The organism is Cutibacterium nasicola, from assembly GCF_052654715.2.
In genome coordinates this window covers 2413247-2430375 of record NZ_CP199745.2, presented here as the reverse complement: position 1 = coordinate 2430375, position 17129 = coordinate 2413247, and the positions used below count along the sequence as shown (strand labels likewise).

At 60.3% G+C, this 17129-nt stretch carries 10 protein-coding genes and 6 pseudogenes; 7 read left to right on the top strand and 9 right to left on the bottom strand.

Annotated elements, in window-relative coordinates:
- Window positions 1–199 precede the first annotated feature (199 nt).
- Window positions 200–1225 carry an adenosine deaminase gene (locus ACUCCZ_RS11325; RefSeq protein WP_435917585.1) on the top strand — a complete coding sequence of 342 codons (1026 nt, stop codon included), beginning with the start codon at window positions 200–202 and terminating at the stop codon, window positions 1223–1225.
- Window positions 1226–1289: 64 nt separating this feature from the next.
- On the opposite strand, the gene ald is transcribed toward ACUCCZ_RS11325, so the two are convergent.
- Together ald and ACUCCZ_RS11315 are read right to left on the bottom strand one after the other, a co-directional pair.
- Window positions 1290–2402, bottom strand: a complete 1113-nt coding sequence (gene ald, locus ACUCCZ_RS11320) for an alanine dehydrogenase (RefSeq protein WP_435917586.1) — start codon at window positions 2400–2402, stop codon at window positions 1290–1292.
- A gap of 230 nt (window positions 2403–2632) precedes the next feature.
- A pseudogene (locus tag ACUCCZ_RS11315) lies at window positions 2633–3072 on the bottom strand (Lrp/AsnC family transcriptional regulator); the annotation flags it as partial.
- A 622-nt stretch (window positions 3073–3694) separates the two neighbouring features.
- On the opposite strand from ACUCCZ_RS11315, the gene ACUCCZ_RS11310 reads away from it, so the two are divergent.
- Together ACUCCZ_RS11310 and alr are read left to right on the top strand one after the other, a co-directional pair.
- The gene (locus tag ACUCCZ_RS11310) at window positions 3695–5203 is read left to right on the top strand and encodes an amino acid permease (RefSeq protein ID WP_435917587.1); all 1509 of its coding nucleotides are present in this window, start codon (window positions 3695–3697) and stop codon (window positions 5201–5203) included.
- A 238-nt stretch (window positions 5204–5441) separates the two neighbouring features.
- Complete coding sequence (alr, locus tag ACUCCZ_RS11305) at window positions 5442–6569, top strand: alanine racemase (RefSeq protein WP_435917588.1); 1128 nt, start codon at window positions 5442–5444, stop codon at window positions 6567–6569.
- Window positions 6570–6771: 202 nt separating this feature from the next.
- On the opposite strand, the gene ACUCCZ_RS11300 is transcribed toward alr, so the two are convergent.
- From ACUCCZ_RS11300 to ACUCCZ_RS11290, 3 genes are all read right to left on the bottom strand, one after another.
- The gene (locus ACUCCZ_RS11300) at window positions 6772–8196 is read right to left on the bottom strand and encodes a phosphoglucomutase/phosphomannomutase family protein (protein WP_435917589.1); all 1425 of its coding nucleotides are present in this window, start codon (window positions 8194–8196) and stop codon (window positions 6772–6774) included.
- A gap of 113 nt (window positions 8197–8309) precedes the next feature.
- Window positions 8310–9500, bottom strand: coding sequence for a galactokinase family protein (locus ACUCCZ_RS11295; protein WP_435917590.1), 1191 nt, complete (start codon window positions 9498–9500; stop codon window positions 8310–8312).
- Window positions 9497–10333 (bottom strand): nucleotidyltransferase family protein, encoded by an 837-nt coding sequence (locus ACUCCZ_RS11290; RefSeq protein ID WP_435917591.1) that lies wholly within the window; start codon window positions 10331–10333, stop codon window positions 9497–9499. The genes ACUCCZ_RS11295 and ACUCCZ_RS11290 overlap by 4 nt, the downstream gene beginning before the upstream one ends.
- 124 nt (window positions 10334–10457) lie before the next feature.
- On the opposite strand from ACUCCZ_RS11290, the gene ACUCCZ_RS11285 reads away from it, so the two are divergent.
- On the top strand, window positions 10458–11321 hold the full coding sequence (locus tag ACUCCZ_RS11285) for a hypothetical protein (protein ID WP_435917592.1): 864 nt from the start codon (window positions 10458–10460) through the stop codon (window positions 11319–11321).
- A gap of 171 nt (window positions 11322–11492) precedes the next feature.
- On the opposite strand, the pseudogene ACUCCZ_RS11280 reads toward ACUCCZ_RS11285, so the two are convergent.
- Window positions 11493–12373 (bottom strand): annotated as a pseudogene (locus tag ACUCCZ_RS11280) (DUF559 domain-containing protein).
- Between the two features lie 350 nt (window positions 12374–12723).
- Here ACUCCZ_RS11280 and fumC point away from each other — a divergent pair.
- Window positions 12724–14130 (top strand): class II fumarate hydratase, encoded by a 1407-nt coding sequence (fumC, locus tag ACUCCZ_RS11275; protein WP_435917593.1) that lies wholly within the window; start codon window positions 12724–12726, stop codon window positions 14128–14130.
- A gap of 244 nt (window positions 14131–14374) precedes the next feature.
- On the opposite strand, the pseudogene ACUCCZ_RS11270 reads toward fumC, so the two are convergent.
- Both ACUCCZ_RS11270 and ACUCCZ_RS11265 read right to left on the bottom strand, forming a co-directional pair.
- Window positions 14375–14944, bottom strand: a pseudogene (locus ACUCCZ_RS11270) (hypothetical protein).
- Between the two features lies 1 nt (window position 14945).
- Window positions 14946–15584 (bottom strand): annotated as a pseudogene (locus ACUCCZ_RS11265) (carbohydrate ABC transporter permease); the annotation flags it as partial.
- On the opposite strand from ACUCCZ_RS11265, the pseudogene ACUCCZ_RS11260 reads away from it, so the two are divergent.
- Window positions 15572–15969, top strand: a pseudogene (locus ACUCCZ_RS11260) (LacI family DNA-binding transcriptional regulator); the annotation flags it as partial. The pseudogenes ACUCCZ_RS11265 and ACUCCZ_RS11260 overlap by 13 nt on opposite strands.
- A 12-nt stretch (window positions 15970–15981) precedes the next feature.
- Window positions 15982–16395, top strand: a pseudogene (locus ACUCCZ_RS11255) (substrate-binding domain-containing protein); the annotation flags it as partial.
- A gap of 4 nt (window positions 16396–16399) precedes the next feature.
- Here ACUCCZ_RS11255 and ACUCCZ_RS11250 read toward each other — a convergent pair.
- Window positions 16400–17092 carry a suppressor of fused domain protein gene (locus ACUCCZ_RS11250; RefSeq protein WP_435917594.1) on the bottom strand — a complete coding sequence of 231 codons (693 nt, stop codon included), beginning with the start codon at window positions 17090–17092 and terminating at the stop codon, window positions 16400–16402.
- Window positions 17093–17129 lie beyond the last annotated feature (37 nt).

The window sequence follows — 17129 nt, the reverse complement described above, 5'->3', positions numbered from 1 at the left end:
CACCGGCACTCACCGGACCTCCAGTTTCCGCCGCGAGGCTGACACCATTCCCCACCCCCATGACGATTTCCGTCGGTTCCCCGAGCGACACGTCACTCCAGAGCCGGGGCCACTCCTGGACCGGGAAATTTCGCCCATCAGCGCTGGGGATCGCCGCACGCGGCTTCGCAACGGAGGCCTCGTCGATAAACTCCGGCGCATGGATTTGGCAGAAGCGATGAGTCTTCCCAAGGTTGTGCTGCACGATCATCTTGACGGAGGGGTGCGTCCGGCGACGATTTTGGACCTCGCCGCCGAACACGGTCGACCCGCCCCGGCCAACACGCCTGGGGGTCTTGCCAGCTGGTTCTTCGAGGCAGCTGATTCCGGTTCCCTGGCCAGATACCTCGACACTTTCACCGAGACTGTCGCCCTCATGCAGGATGCTGACTCCTTGCGTCGCATAGCGCGGGAATTCGTCGAGGACATGGCGACCGATGGTGTCGTGTACGCCGAGACTCGATGGGCTCCCCAGCAGCATCTCGAGGGTGGTCTGACCGCCGTCGAGGCCACCGAGGCAGTCCAGATCGGTCTCCAGGAGGGGATGGAGTCCGCCTCCAGCGCGGGCAAAATCATCGTCGCGCGACAGGTCCTGTGCCTCATGAGACATCTCGACGTCCCCGAAGATGTCGTCGACCTCGCCGTCAACCATGCTCCGGGAGTCGTTGGCGTCGACATTGCTGGTCCTGAGGACGGTTTCCCCCTGGCTCCCTTCAGCGATGCCCTGAAGCGCATTCAAGCTGCCGGAATCCACCTGACCGTCCACGCTGGCGAGGCCGCTGGCCCGGAGTCGGTTCTCGACGCCCTCGACCATGGGGCGGAGCGCCTCGGCCACGGGGTGCGCATCATCGAGGACCGCGACGTATCCGGATGGGGGCCGACGGCCCAGCGAGTGCTGTCACACAGGGTGCCACTGGAGGTCTGTCCGTCCTCGAACACCCAGACCGGCATTTGTCACAGGATTGACGATCATCCGCTGTCGGTGCTGTGGCCAGCGGGGTTCAACATCATGCTGAGCTGTGACAACCGCCTCATGAGCCGCACGACGACGTCCCGGGAGGTATCCCTGGTGTCCCAGGCACTCGCCTGGAGTCGCGACGACGCCCTCTCGGTCCAGTGCAATGCCCTACAGGCCGCTTTCTGCACCTCGACCGACAAGGAGTCCCTGGCACCCCTGCTGGTGTGAACCCAGCCCCTGACGTGATCATGGGGCGGTACTCTGAGACACCGCGCCATGATCATTCAACACCTCAGAAGAGTTCGGAGACGCAGGAGACGTCCATGTCGAGGGCCTCTCCCACGCCAGCGGTGTAGAGCCTGCCGTCGTGAGTCGTCAGGCCACGAGCCAGCTCCGTGCGGTTCTTGCAAGCGCCCTTCCATCCTTCGTCGGCAATGAGGACCGCGTAACGCATGGTGGCATTGGTCAGCGCGTAGGTCGAGGTGTGCGGGACGGCGCCCGGCATGTTGGCGACGCAATAGAACACTGAATCGTGGACCTTGAAGGTTGGCTCGGCGTGCGTCGTCGGGTGGGAATCCTCAAAACAGCCGCCCTGATCGATGGCGATGTCGACGAGCACCGAACCGGGCATCATCTGCGCGACGGTCTCGTTGTCGACCAAGTGCGGGGTACGAGCGCCCGGAACCAGCACGGATCCGATGACCAAATCCGACTCCTTGCAAGCTTCCTTGACGGCCAGCAGGCTGGAGAACTGAGTGCGGATACGTCCTCCGGTCACCTCGCCGATGTAGCGCATCCGAGCGACGTTGACGTCAAAAATGGTGACGTCGGCGCCCATACCGTCAGCGACGCGGGCGGCGCAGAATCCGGCGACGCCGCCGCCGAGCACCGTCACTCGACCGTTGCGGACACCGGAGCCGCCACCAATGAGCACGCCATTTCCACCAGCAGGCTGCATGAGGCAGTTCGCCCCGACCTGGGCTGCGAGTCGACCGGCAATTTCCGACATCGGAGACAGCAACGGCAGGGAGTGGTCATTCATCTCGACGGTCTCGTAGGCGATCGAGGTAACCTTGCGCTTCAGGAGCTCCTCGGTGAGCGGACGATCCGCGGCCAAGTGCAGATAGGTGCAGAGGGTCAACCCCTCATGCATGCGATGGTACTCATCCTCGATGGGCTCCTTGACCTTCAGGATGAGCTCGGCGTCATCCCACACCTTGTCGACGTCATCAATGATCTTCGCGCCAGCGTCTTTGTACTCAACGTCCGGGATCCTTGACCCCTCTCCCGCGCCGGCCTGAACCATCACTTCGTGACCGTGACTGACCAACGAGTTAACCCCGTCGGGCGTGACAGCCACACGAAACTCGTTGTTCTTGATCTCTGTGGGGATACCAACACGCATTTCACCTTCTCCTTTGCAGTGTGCTCGTCGACATCATCGTCAACCAGCTGCAGGTAACACCTAGAGGATAGGCACTTACACGGTCCAGCGGCAGCACTCAGCAAGGCAGATTCCTGACTTTTTTCAAAATCGTGCGGCAACCTCGAGAGCCGTTCATCCGGAGCTGGCGCTGTTCGTGATCGCCTCTCTCATGATCTCCGATCGGTGGAGGACAGATGAACTCCCCGGTGGCACGACCGCAGCGACAACTGCTGACCCAACTCCAGCACCCTCGTCTTGTGATTGGGGGATGGTGGCCGTCCAGGTACACCCCAGATTCCACCCGCCCAGCTCCCGGGAGACGTCACACCTGAGCTGGAACTGCCGGTTGGTGAGCAATTGTTGCAACCAGCGACGCAACGTGTTCGCCGAAATGTCCAGGATCCTGGCCAAAGAGGTCCCACTGGCACGTCCGTCAGCCGCAAGCAGCTGTGCCAGCTCACGATCAAGATCGTCTGACGGCACCATCCACAACTCTCCCGACTGCGAGCTCTTGGCAACAGTTTTCTCCAACGTGTTGAGGGCATAGCTGCGCCAGGCGTCCGCCCAATGACGACCGACGTCACAGCGCACTGCGTGACCCATGAACACCGCACAGCCCACCGATCCAGTCGATGACCATATCGGAGAGACACCTAAAATTTTGCCCCTCTGGCCCAGGTGACACGCAGGTCGATGTGCACGACGTTGACGAGCCGTTGGTCTTGCTCTTCGTGCATGTGTCTCCTCCGCCGCCACTGGGAAGATTCCCAAACGTTTCACACCTCGGTTGGAAGTAATATGCGGCAACCCTCCTGGTTCTGCGCACATCTGCAGCACGAGCCGCTGCGTACTTCCAGTGACAAGGTCGTGCCCAGGCGGATCAACGAAGAATCGCCCCCCTGGACGAGAAATCGGTGTACACGATGCCTGACGGCGTCCCGAAGTGCTGAGTTGTGCTGGCATTCTTTGCGATCAGCCTCAGCACCCGCGCCTTGGACCCGACGACGCGAATCGCAATGATTCGTCACGCCGATCTGGTTCATCTTCAGCGGTTCGATGAGCTTCTTCCATCGCCACCGCAAGCAGCTCAAGGAGACACTGGGTTGATCGTCGTCGACCTCTGGAAGTGGCCATCCGACCGAAGCTGTCGGCACCACGGACGCGGTAGTTGGTCGGATGGTTCAATGGTTGTTGATATAGGTTGATCGTCATAGATTCACCCTTATCGTGCTTCACTGTGCGACTCTGACGCTCATTTCATGGAGGCGAGTATGGCTGGTTTTGGCGAAAATCCAGACGGTTGGGGGCGCTCTCAAACGCCAACGAGCGAGGCTTCCCGGACTGCGGATTCACCACATTCCGAGGGACACAGTGAGACACACCTTCATCGCAATCTGAGCAATCGCCACATCCAGCTCATCGCGATCGGTGGCGCCATCGGAACCGGCCTGTTCCTCGGATCCGGCAAAGCCATCCACGCTGCCGGACCAAGCATTATCGTGTCCTACCTCATCATCGGCACCATGCTCTACTTCGTCATGCGAGCCATGGGTGAGTTGCTGATGTACAACCTCGAGTACAAGAGCTTCCAGGATTTCGCGGCCGACCTGATCGGCCCCTGGGCAGGGTTCTTTCTGGGCTGGACGTATTGGCTCTGCTGGATTGTCACAGGAATGGCCGAGCTCATTGGAATCGCTAATTACTGGAATTTCTGGGTCAAAAGCCATGGTCACGCTACCTTATTAGCGGCAGCGACGCTTTCCCTACTTCTCTGCTTGAATCTCATGACCGTTAAAATGTTCGGTGAGCTGGAATTCTGGTTCTCACTAATCAAGATTATCGCGATCATCTCACTTATCATTCTTGCCATCGTTCTGGCAATCATTGCGTTCAAACCCCACTCCGGGAGCGCCGCATCGTTCGCCAACATGTGGGATCACGGAGGATTCATGCCTCGAGGATGGAGTGGGTTCTTCGCAGGATTCCAGATGGCGGCATTCGCATTCGTAGGAATTGAGCTCGTCGGCACCACCGCTGCCGAGACCCAAGATCCTGAAAAGACGCTTCCCCGAGCCATCAGCGCCGTCCCGGCACGAATCCTCATCTTCTACATCGGCTCTCTGGCCGCAATCATGACGGTCGTGCCCTGGAACGAGGTCCGCCCGGATTCATCACCATTCGTGCAGGTTTTGGGGCTCGTCGGGTTCGCTGGAGCCGCCAGCGTGATGAATTTTGTCGTACTCACGTCCGCCGCGTCGTCATCGAACTCCGGAATCTACTCCATCTCACGGATGCTCTTTGGCCTCGCACACAAGAAGATGGCACCGAGACAGTTTGGGCGACTCAGCAAAAGTGGTGTCCCGCGATGGGGGCTCGTCGTCACCGTCTTGGTTCTCAGCACTGCGCTTGTCTTGGCGGCATCGGAATCCTTCGTCGAGGCCTTCACTCTTGTGACGACGATTTCCTCAGTACTGTTCATCTTTGTCTGGAGCATGATCGTCATCAGCTACATGAAGTATCGAAAGATTGTTCCGGACGCCCATTCAGCATCCAAATACCCTATGCCTGGGGGGCGCGGCATGTGCTGGGCAATCCTGGCGTTTTTCGTCTTCATCCTCGTGCTGTTGGCCCAAGAACCTGACACCGCCCGTGCTCTCGCACTCACGCCTTTTTGGTTCGTCCTTCTCGGAATCGGCTGGTTCTTCGACCGCCACCACGCCGTTCGGGACGATACTGGCACGGATGACGCCGATTCGAAAGGGACAGCTGAGCGACGATGATGATCAGCATGTCCTATCGGGGTCGCACCAGACCTTGGCTGGTAGGGATCCCGACCCGAGCACAAAGCCCGATGACACACCGGGTGGGCAACCGTTCAGCAATGACGTGCCCAGGATGAACCGTCCGCCATCCACGCGGACGTGGCTAGCTCCACTATTTCGTCGCGCTTGCCTGTGCTGCCCTCCCCAGTTCGTTGACCGCATCGCAATTTCTGACAGCTCAAAGGAGTTATGACACATGTCAAGATGCCCGTCGCCCTCACATGCCACCATTGACCTGTCTGCCATCGCTGCGAACCTCGCCGTCGTCAGAAAACGGGCTGGTGATCGGAAAGTCCTCTTTGCCGTCAAGGCCGATGCCTACGGACACGGCGCCGTCGAAGTTTCCCGCTATGTCGAAAAGCATCACTACGCTGACTGGCTCGCCGTCGCCACTGTCGCGGAAGGTCAAGAACTGGTGGAAGCCGGCATCACCCTCCCCATCCTCAAGCTGTCCCCCGTTGACCCCTGGGACCTTGACGCCGCTGTCGAATCCGGCATGCGACTCACGGTGGTGGATTTCGACACCTTGGATGCTGTGAACTCTGCCGCTGGAAAACGGGGAGCTACCGTCAAGGTTCACATTGCCGTCGACAGCGGTATGGGGCGTATCGGGTTGCGGCCTGAACAACTTGGCGAACTCACAGCCGCCGCGAATCGTGCCGAGAACGTCGAAGTCGAGGGAGTTTTCACTCACCTACCCATCAGTGACGTTCCCGAAGGTGAGGACTTCACCCGTCACGAGATCGTGACCTTCATGGACGCTGTCTCCCGGGTCGAGACAAGGACCGGGCCTTTCCCGCTGGTGCATCTTGCGAATTCCGGTGCCATCCTTGGTCATGACCTGGGAAGAACGTCAATGGTGCGCGCTGGCATCGTTGGTTACGGATACGACCCTGACCCACACGCCGATCGCGTCGAGCTGCACCCTGCGTTGTCCTGGGTGAGTCACATCACCTTCGTCAAAACCGTCGGTTCGGGCGACACCATCGGCTACGGAAGGACCTGGACCGCAAGCGAGACGACAAAGATCGCCACCGTGCCTGTCGGATACGCAGATGGCCTGTCCAGGGCATTGTCAAACAAGGGGCGGGTACTCATCGGAGGCGCTGCTCATCCTATCGTCGGTCGGGTATGCATGGATCAGTTCATGGTCGATCTCGGCCCTGATTCGACCGTCGCCGTGGGCGATGAGGTAGTTCTCATCGGAACCCAGGGGGACGAGGTTCTGACCGCCGACGACATGGCTGAGCAGCTCGGAACAATCAGTTACGAGGTCACCTGTGACATTTCGAAGCGGGTGGATCGTCGTTGGACCGCGGGCTGACGGGCCGATCTCATTGGACTGCTGGGCAAGGACGACCTCATCCCGATTCAGCCCTATGGCTCCCTGCCCTGGGCCCACAACGCAAGAATCCCCGCCTCATGTGTGGTCACGTCACACCTTTGCCGCAACCACACACCAAACGGGTAAATCCATCGCTGGGCCAACGGCTCGGCTCGCCGGACCAAACCCCTTGGCCAACCAGTCACTCGAAGTGATAGTGCTTGACGACCTTGTCGATGCACGCGCGGGCTGTCCCAACGGCCGGCATCTCGCAGAACACTCGTAGCAGGGGCTCGGTACCGGAGAAGCGAACAATGATCCACCCACCGTTGGCGAAGTACACCTTGACTCCGTCCATGTCGCTGATGTGGTCAATCTCGAGGCCAAAGTCGGGAAGATCTTTCTCCTCGTAGATGCGCTTCTTGAGCGCCTCCTTGTCCTCGGACGCGAAGGAGAAGTCATCCTCCACCATCTCGAGGCGACCGTAACGCTCCTCGATGTCAGCGTAGATCTGGGAGAGCTTCTTGCCCCGTTTGGCGATCATTTCCACCAGCAGGGTGCCCGCGTAGACGCCGTCCTTGCCCGCAATGTGTCCCTTGACGGTCAAACCTCCCGAGGACTCACCGCCGATCACAGCGCCGGTCTCAGCCATCTTGGACGACACCCACTTGAAACCGACCGGAACTTCGTAGCACGTCTGCCCGTGGGCCTCGGCAACGCGATCGAGCAGGTGTGTCGTCGCGAGGTTGCGCACGCACCCGCCCTTCCAGCCCTTGTCCTCCAACAGGTACGTGTACAGCAGGACCAAGATCTGGTTGGGGTGCAGGAAATGTCCCTGATCATCAATGATACCAAGTCGGTCAGCGTCACCATCGGTGGCGATGCCGATGTCGGCTCCCCGCTCGACGACCTCCTGGGTCAACGCTTGCAGAGTCTTGGAGTTCGGGGAAGGAAGACGCCCACCAAAGAGGGTGTCGCGGCGCTCGTGAATGGTGTCGACGTCGCAACGAGCCGTCATGAGGATGGTCTGGAGGCAGGTGCGAGAGACTCCGAACATCGGGTCGAGGACAACCTTGAGGTGGGCGTGCCGGATCGTGTCAAGGTCAACGTTGTCGAGGATCGCATCGATGTACCAGTTCATCGAGGTTTGCACCTCGACCAGCCCGTCGCGAAGGGCGTCAGCGCGGTGTACGCGCTTGATGTCGGATGGGCCGATGGAATTGGCACGACGCTGGATGGGTTCAGTGATCTCCACCTTGGCGTCACGACCGCCCTCCGTGAACACCTTGAGTCCGTTGTACGTCGCGGGGTTGTGGGAGGCCGTGACCGCCATGCCATAGGCACAGTCCAGATCGCGGACAGTCCACATGATCATCGGGGTCGGGGCAGGCCGGTCAATGATCCGAACGGTGAGCCCATTAGCCGCGAGCACTTCTGCCGCCCACCATGCGAATTCTGGGGAGAGGAAGCGTTGGTCGTACCCAATGACAACCGGGCGCTGCTGTTGATTCTCGTCATGTATACGGTCTGATAACGCCTGAGCGACTCGCTCAACATTGAAACGAGTGAAGGTATCCGCGATGATCGCTCGCCAGCCGCCAGTGCCAAATTCGATCTCGTCCGCCACGACTCAAGAATAAGCTGGAAAACCCTTTCAGGTTCCAGGACGACCGCGGTCGCGAAGATCCGCTCACCACCCCTGCGCGATGGCGAGATGGCGATGAGCGGACTCCCGGCTTTTCAGTCCAGGCGCCGAGCAGAGGGTCCCGGACGGGCAACGACAGTCATCGCTTGGGACGCTTCTTCCGGGTACTCGTCGCGATACGAGGCGATCCATTTTTCGGCGAACTCCTTCGACTCCGCGGACGGAACCAACGCCCACACCGAGCCGCCAAAACCAGCACCAAAGGAGGTTGAACCAACCGCTCCGAGATCATGCGCGATGCGCGCCAAGGCGGCGGTCTGCGGAACCTGGTTGCCAAGAAGATCCTCGGCCGCTCGCTGAGATTCCTGGGCCATTCGACCGAACTCCTCGAGGTCGCCACCCGATAGCGCCTTGGACGCCTCCGGGATGATCTTTTCGGACTCGGTCAGGAAATGATCCAGGCGTCGGGTGAGGTCCTCTCGATCCCGCACCACCTCGTAAAGCTTCTCGGCGTCAGGGTCAACGGCAAGGACATCGCCGATGACCGCGTCATGACGACCAGTGTTCGAATTCCACCGACTGACGATCTCCCGAGTTGCCAGGGACGCTGCGTTGTAGAGATCCCGCGCAGCTCCGGTCTTCTCAGCCGCCACCCCAGAAACAATGACGACGAACGACATGTCCTCGGGGAACGGGACTCGTCTCTCCAGTCGGATCGGGCAGAAGCGGAATTGCCCGAGTCGACCGTCCTCGCTGCACACCATCGCCGTGTGGTCCTCTGAGCCGCCAAAAGTTCCCACGCCAGCGGCACCAGCAAGGTTCTTGAAGGTCATGCCGTTCTCGTGGCAGGCCAGGTATCCTGCCAGGTCAACGTCATCGGTGATGTTGTCTTGCCAAGCAGTGGTATCCGACAGCCCGTTGAAATCGGCCAGACCAAGCACAATCGCGCTGACCAGAGCTGACGAGGAGCTCATCCCGCTGGCAAGCGGCAGGTCGGAGGTCAACCGGATCCTCGCCGGGGCCAGGTCGCCAAAATTGGCCGTCAGGCGATCGAGTACGGCCTGGGCGTACCTGCCCCAGTGCCCTGCCGGCAATTTTGGATCGTAGCCAGCCTTCAACGACAACTCACCGGGAGCTGCGTCGGTCGATGCTGTGAGCCCCCTGTCCCCTGGCTCCACCGAAATTGTCACGCCGCGATCCACTGCGGCCACCAACGTCGACCCACCGGCGTAATCGGTGTGCTTCCCGAGGACCTCGATACGCCCTGGAACGAACCAACGCGTCATAGTTTCACCTCGCGACCACCGAGCGCGTCAACCACCGAGGCGATGTCCCCACGGTTCGACATGTCAAGAACGCCCGCTTCGACGGGAACAACGGCAAACCGCTCGCCTTGCTCGACCATCCACCGCACCGCATCGACGATCTCGTACTCACCACGCGCAGATTTCTCGATGGAACGACAGGCTTCGAAAATCCTCGGGGTAAGCAGGAAACAGTTCATCGAGACCAACGCGGTCTCCCCAGCAGCGTCAACAACTTCGGGGGCCGGCTTCTCGATGATGTCGGTGAGCTGACCAGAATCGTCAGAATCCAGCAGAGCGAAGGCACGAATACGCTCCGGGTCGATATTGGACTGATCGATCATGGCACGCTTCGTGAAGCCGAGCGTCGCCGATGCGGGTACTTCGCGAAGCCTGGCAACAGCGTCCTCGGGGTAGAAATTGTCCGAGTTCACAACAAGGACTCTGTCGTCACCGGCGAAGTCCTCGGCAGCTGCAACTGCATCAGCAGTACCTAGCGGCTGTTCCTGAATCGCGTATGTGATCTCGCCTCGTGACTTCTCGCAAGAGTCGTAGTAATCGCGAATCAGATCATGCTCCGGACCGATCACCAGACAGAATTGGTCAAACCCGGCATCTGCGAGGGAAGAAATCACATAATCGAGGAAAGGACGGCCATCCAGACTGATCATTGCCTTGACGCCCGCTTGTGCGGCGCTTGCCTGCTCTGCAGTGAGGGAGACACCCACAGCGGCCTTGCGCATGCGGGTTCCCAGGCCTCGAGCCATGATGACGGCCTTGTGAGGAGCTCGTTGTGTCACGGGATCGTGTGTCATGTGAGTAATCCTAGGAATCGTCTCGTTCTCGCACGCAGCGAGGACGGCACACGGTCACTTCAGGTGATCCCTTTCCATTTTTGCCGGCAGACCGTTGGCGCCAGCAATCACGTATCCTCATGACATGGCCATCAGTAGCAAGGGCACCCCGGGCAAAGGCTCGTCGGCTAGCAAATACTCATCGGCAGTAGTCTTTTTCACCATCCTCCTTTTCGTCATGAAGGACACAGGCTTCGACGGGGCCATTGGGCTGGCGCTACTCGTGACTGTCATCATGTGGATCGTTCAGGCGCAGAAGGACAAGAAGAAACGCAGCACTGGTTGGGACTACGAGCACAAATCTGACGCGGACAACGATGAACCGCTGAGCCCGAGCCCCGACTCCTTGGAGCAGAAGAACGTCATCGAACGTCGACCCCACCCATCGGCGGATGCTGCTGATACGTCGTCAGACCTCTCAGATGACAAGTTGCTCAGCGATTCCTTCACCGCCCTGACTGGTGCGCTCCCGGGCATTCTTGACGACCCCGAGAAGCACGATGAACCTGTACGTCCTCATCATCAGACCCTCCCAACACCGACGTATGCGCAGCCTTCGCCGTCTACTACCCCAGACCCCGATGGGAACGTCCCCGAACCCGTGGGGATTTACAGTTACGAACCCCTTCCATCCGAGATCCCTGCCCCCCGGTTTGATACGGCGAGTCTCTCAGTTCCCGAAGCGCCCCCACTCCCCTTGTGCAGCGCGCATTCATCGGCATCCCCGGAAACTCCCACTACTCAAGGGAAACACCTCTCTGCTGTAGCCGTAAAGTCTCCCACCAGCACCGGCACGGCAAAGGTCGTCGCCGATTATCGCTTCGACGACATCCATTGCGGTTCGGCTGCCATCTCCATGACCCAGGAGCCATCGACCATGCGCCTCCATGACGCTTCGGAGGACCACGGCTCATGTCTGTTGACGTCGTCCATCTTCTCGCAACACTGACAACCTTCGACATGCGGCCGACCTCTCACTGTGAGGCGTGAAGAACCTCCGTTGCACAACGGGATCTACGCGAATTTGCTGCGCCCCTTCTTGAGGTGACAGTTTTCGCACTCGCGTCGCCCCATCCAGGGCCGCTCCAACGCTCCGGATCGAGGCATTGGCAGCCGCGCCTCATACCGGGACGAATGTCCCTCGATGTCGACGCCACAATGCTGACCTGATGGTGTCAAGAACCAGCTCTGGAGCCTCGCGGATCATCGTCGGCGCACGCGGATGACGCGCCACCCAGCCCCTGCCAGGAGGGCATGACGCCGAGCAGTCATCTCGTAATCCCGGGACTTCCCGTGAAAGGCGTAGCCATCAACCTCGACGATCACCCTCTCCTGCTTGAACCAGAGATCGGGGAAGAGCACGCGTCCATTGATCCACAACCTCTCATTCGCCTTCCACCCGCTGATTCGGTACTCGTGCAAGAGCGCATGAAGCTCCCGTTCGGCTACCGACCATGGTCGATCGAGGAGTTGCCGCAGCACCTCTTTGGTGGTTCGAGGTGACGCCTTACGGGCCAAGCGATGTCGGGCGTGTCGGAGCTCCTCAGGACTCACCCATCCTGCGCGAAGGGATGCCGTGGCTGCTTCCCAGTCCCCTCGAAGAGCCAACCAGAAGCACGTGTAGGCGTGAGTCGTCCTGAATCCATCACGGTCGTCAGTGATTGACTCGCATCCGGCTCGGTGAAAACGTAGCCAGCTCCTCCTTGGCAACCGGGGCATCACATGCGGGATTATGACGTCGATCTCCGTGACGTCAATGTCCGTCATTCCTGCTAAGTAGAGCGCGGCACGCCCGGTGAAGATTGCATTCGGCCGCCACAGCATGACAGCCCGCATCCAGGCGTCAGGTCGCCGCGCCGCCTCCATCGTCATCACGATGCGGGGCAAGGGTCTGATGACCCGACCTTCTCGCGCGGCTTTGCGCGCCTGTCGCGCAATCCGGCCCACCGAACTGATTCTCGCCACGCCACCGCTGGCCTCAAGGATGTCGACTAGCTCCATGTCTTCAGTTGTCGTCTCGGGGTGGGCGTTTCCGCCATCCAATGTGAAATCTGTGGATAAATCGTGGATGTGGATTCGGCGTTATCCACAAGCATCTTCATGAGTCGACATCCGAGCCTCGTCTCTTCCCGTCGAAAACCGTCGGTCCAGACGTGTCACCTGCGCCCCAATGCCTGTGGCACCAGCGAGATGACAGTTGTCATCCGAGTCCCCCACCAGGACCGCTACTTTCCGGTAAATCACCTGCCAGGAAGGGACGCCCTGTGTTGTTCCCGCCACTTGCACTCGCTGACGAAAAATCCCGACACCCCACCCGGTCCCATCATGAACCTGCAAAGTAGGCTTGCGGCATGGCAGAGATGCGCACTGAGAAAGACAGCATGGGCGAGGTCGAAGTACCCGCCGAGCACTACTGGGGCGCCCAGACACAGCGTTCCCTTCACAACTTCGAAATCGGCCGTGACACCTTCGTCTGGGGCCGGGACATGATCCGTGCTCTCGGAACTCTCAAGAAGTCCGCGGCACTGGCCAACAAGGAACTGGGGGAGCTGCCGGGCGATATCGCCGACCTCATCGTGAAGGCCGCTGACGAGGTCATCGCCGGAAAACTCGACGACGAGTTCCCGCTGGTGGTCTTCCAGACCGGTTCGGGCACCCAGTCCAACATGAACACCAATGAGGTCATCAGCAACCGCGCCATTGAACTGGCCGGTGGCGAGCGCGGTTCAAAGGAACCTGTCCACCCGAACGACCACGTCAACCGCGGCCAGTCCTCCAACGACACCTTCCCGACGGCCATGCACATCGCCGTCGTGTGCGCCATCAACGAGCGCCTGTACCCCGCCGTCCAGCAACTTCGCGACACCTTCGACGAGAAGGCCAAGAAGTACGACGACGTCGTGATGGTCGGTCGCACCCACCTGCAAGACGCCACCCCGATCCGTCTTGGCCAGGTCATCAGCGGCTGGGTCGCCCAGATTGACTTCGCCCTGGACGGGATCCGTTACGCCGACTCCCGCGCTCGTGAGCTGGCCATCGGCGGCACCGCCGTCGGCACCGGCCTCAACGCCCACCCTGATTTCGGTCCGACCGTCGCTAAGCATGCGACCGAGGAGACCGGCATCGAGTTCAGGCAGGCCGACAATCTTTTTGCTGCCCTGAGCGCCCACGACGCCCTAGTGCAGATATCCGGGTCGCTGCGAGTCCTCGCCGACGCCCTAATGAAGATCGCCAATGACGTCCGCTGGTACGCCTCCGGACCGCGTAATGGTATCGGCGAGATCCTCATCCCTGAGAACGAGCCCGGCTCCTCGATCATGCCTGGCAAGGTCAACCCGACCCAGTGTGAAGCCATGACGATGGTCGTCACTCGCGTCTTCGGCAACGACGCGACGGTCGGTTTCGCCGGGTCACAGGGCAACTTCCAGCTCAACGTGTTCAAGCCCGTGATGGCCCACGCCTGCCTGGAGTCGATTCGCCTCATTGCCGACTCGTGCAGGAGCTTCGACAAGCACTGCGCATACGGCATCGAGCCGAACCCGGACAAGATCAAGGAGAACCTTGACAAGAACCTCATGCAGGTCACGGCTCTCAACCGTCACATCGGTTACGACCTGGCCTCGAAGATCGCCAAGAATGCCCACCACAAGGACATCAGCCTGCGCGAGTCTGCCCTGACGGTCGGTGACATGAGCGAAGAGGACTTCGACAGGTGGGTCGTCCCCGCTGACATGACTCACCCCAGCGCTGCCGAGTGATTTTCGTCGTCCCGACGACGCATCGGACCGGTCACTGCATTGACAGTGACCGGTCCGATGTTTTTGGACACACGAGAACAGGATCAGGGAAAGCAGGCCGTTTCAAATACGAGATGATCCGTCGCACGTCTGGTGGATCCTAAGACAGGAAAACCCACCCAGACATAGGAATCTATGCGGCCGGGGTCCAGTTGGACTCCATCTGGCATCAGCTCTTGACGGCGTCGGCGGCGAGCCCAGACTGTCAGTAACGTTGAAGCACCAGGAGCAAAATCACCAGCGGGATGACGTCAATGACAGTGGCCAGCATCACCGCGCCCTTGCCCGGGCCCTCATGCCGTAGAGCCCTTGGGCCACCGGCGGCACGCTCTCGTTGGTGATCATCAACGGCAACAGGAGTTTGTTCCACGTGGCGACGAAAATGAACAAGAAGATCGTCACCATGGCATGGGCAAGCAGGCGCAACACCATGGTAATGATCGTCCCAGCGGCACCTGCCACGGTCGAGTAGACCAACGAGTGAGGACCCAACGCGGGAACAGCCCCTTGGTCCAAACCATCAGGGAACGCCAGTTGGTGACCCGGCTGAAGTCGCCGAGGGCGAATTCAGGGGTACTCACGAAGTGAGTGTTGTTCTTGGTCGATGCGATAATCAACCAGATGATAGGAAGAAGCAGCAGGCCACAAAGACCAAGATCACGAAAGTGATCCCCCTAGCCGTCCTTGAGGGAGCGATGGAGCGCGGCGGCAGCCCTGCCGGCGACGAACGGTAGCGAATGCCGTTCTTGGTGACGGCAGTCTCGGCGTGAACCATGTCAGTCCGCCTTCCTCTGGACGAGGGCATAGATCATTGTGGGCATTCCAGCGACCAACGCCATCATGATGGACACCGCCGAGGCCGGTCCGGCACCACTCGGGCTGCTGTTTCCATTCATGGCGTTGTAGGCCATCATCATCGGGGTGTAGTCACGCGGGATCCAGGTCGCCTGGGTGGCCACGCTGAAGAGCTGGACGGCGTCGATAATCGACAACAGGACAGCCAGCAGTGCAGCACCGCGAACCATCGAGATCTTGATCTTCGTCACGATCTGCCATCCGGAAGCACCATCGCCTGCAAAGCGGCCAAGAAGATGAGCATGTCGTAGCTGGTGAACGTCCACGTCGTCATGTTGGCCATTGAGCCCAGAATGACGTGAGAGCTCAGCAAGCTGAAGCTGAGATGCCCGACGAACGGCGAAATTTCAGGCAGGTAGAGGTAGGTCCACATGATTGCGCGGGCAAGGCCCGGAACCGCGTAGGGCAGGAAGTAGGAGAGTCGGCAGAACTCGACATGGCGCACCAAATGGGAGTCGATAACCAGGGCCAGGAACAGGACGGCCAGGATCATGATCGGGATCTGGACGGCTCCGAAAGGCCGTATTCGTGCACACCTCGTGGAAGTTCTGCAGCCCGAGCTGTTGCTGACGCAATCATCGCCACCGGCTACGTGCCAAATCGGGCAGTACGGTCGCTGCGGATTCAATCGACTGGCACCGTGGTGCTGGTGGCGCGAGAAAACGTCAACGTCTTCTATACCGAGCCGACCCTTTCTCAGATGGCATCCAGAGCGAGTCTTCGCCTGTCGGAACACGGCTACCAGATGCTGCTCGCGCTCGTCGATTCCCCCCACTCGGCAGAACGCGTCGGACATTGATTGCCGGAGGATCCTTCGACGCGGCAATTCTCGTCGCCATGACCAACGAAGATCCATTGATCCGGCGTCTCATGACGACGACCATCCCTCTCGTTACGGCGTCCCTGCCATTCCCTGGATCTGACATCCCATCGGCGGACACCGACACGTTGGAGGGGCCCGTCACCCAGATGCGCCTCGACGGTTTTCACCAAGGTGCGAAAAATGCCGCCATCGGGCACACCACGGTCAACGGATGGACCCCCGCTGCAGGCGAGCGGGCAATGTCCGAACTCCTCGAGCGCTGTCCGGACCTCGACGGAGTGGTCACGGCGTCCGATTTGCACGCCACCGGCGCGATCCGGGCCCTCAGCGAGGCGGGTCGACGAGTGCCGCAGGACGTGGGCATGGTCGGTTTTGATGACGCACCCGTCGCAGCACTCAACGATCCCCCGCTGTCAACAGTGCGCAGCGATGCCAAGGCAACAGGAGCTGCCCTGGCAGACATGGCCGTTGCGCAGATTCGCGGTCAGAAACTCCTCCAGCGCCACCTCGTTCTACCCAACGACATAGTCTGGCGCGAGTCAGCCTGAGAGATCAGACCGCCGACGGACGTTGCAGGTCGGTGTAATTGACCGCCTTCGCGTCAAGCAGCTCAACGAACGCGTCGAATCCGTTGGTCTCCAACCACTGACGTTCAGCCTCGGTGATCGGCATTCCCAGCAACCAGTGCACCTTGAGGTCGCCGATTTCCACCCGGTCGAGCTGGGGGGTGGTGAATGGATGACACCACATCAGGTGTGGGGTGGTGGAATTCGGCGCGTACATCGACACGACGTCACCGAAGACGATGCCGGGGGCCATCGGCCAATGGTCACGCAGCACCGCAAAGGCACAGGATCCGAGAACCTTGCCCATGACGTCAGAACCGGGAGCTCCGACCACCATGAGCTCGGCACGAATGTCACTGCTGGTGCCGTCGGCGAGGGCAATGGCGTTCGGCTCGACGTGCAAGCTCACGGTCGACCAGGTTGACCACCCCGGCGCCGGTGCGTCCGCGAAGGACAGCACGTCAATGCGAACCTCCTCAGAGGCATCGACCATGCCATCAGCGCGAGGAGTGCCACCGACTGCCTCGACCACCGCCTGGGCGACTTGAGGACCGGTCGAAGGCATCTGCGTCGGTTCGGCCAAATGCTCAGGCAGGTCTTGTGGGTCAAGCGGTCGTTCTGCCGCCGACTGGTCACCGCCAGGAAGGCGTGCTGCAGGGGAGACATTGTCGTCACTCATACCTCGATCCTGTCACGTTGACGACTCGAGCGTGTCC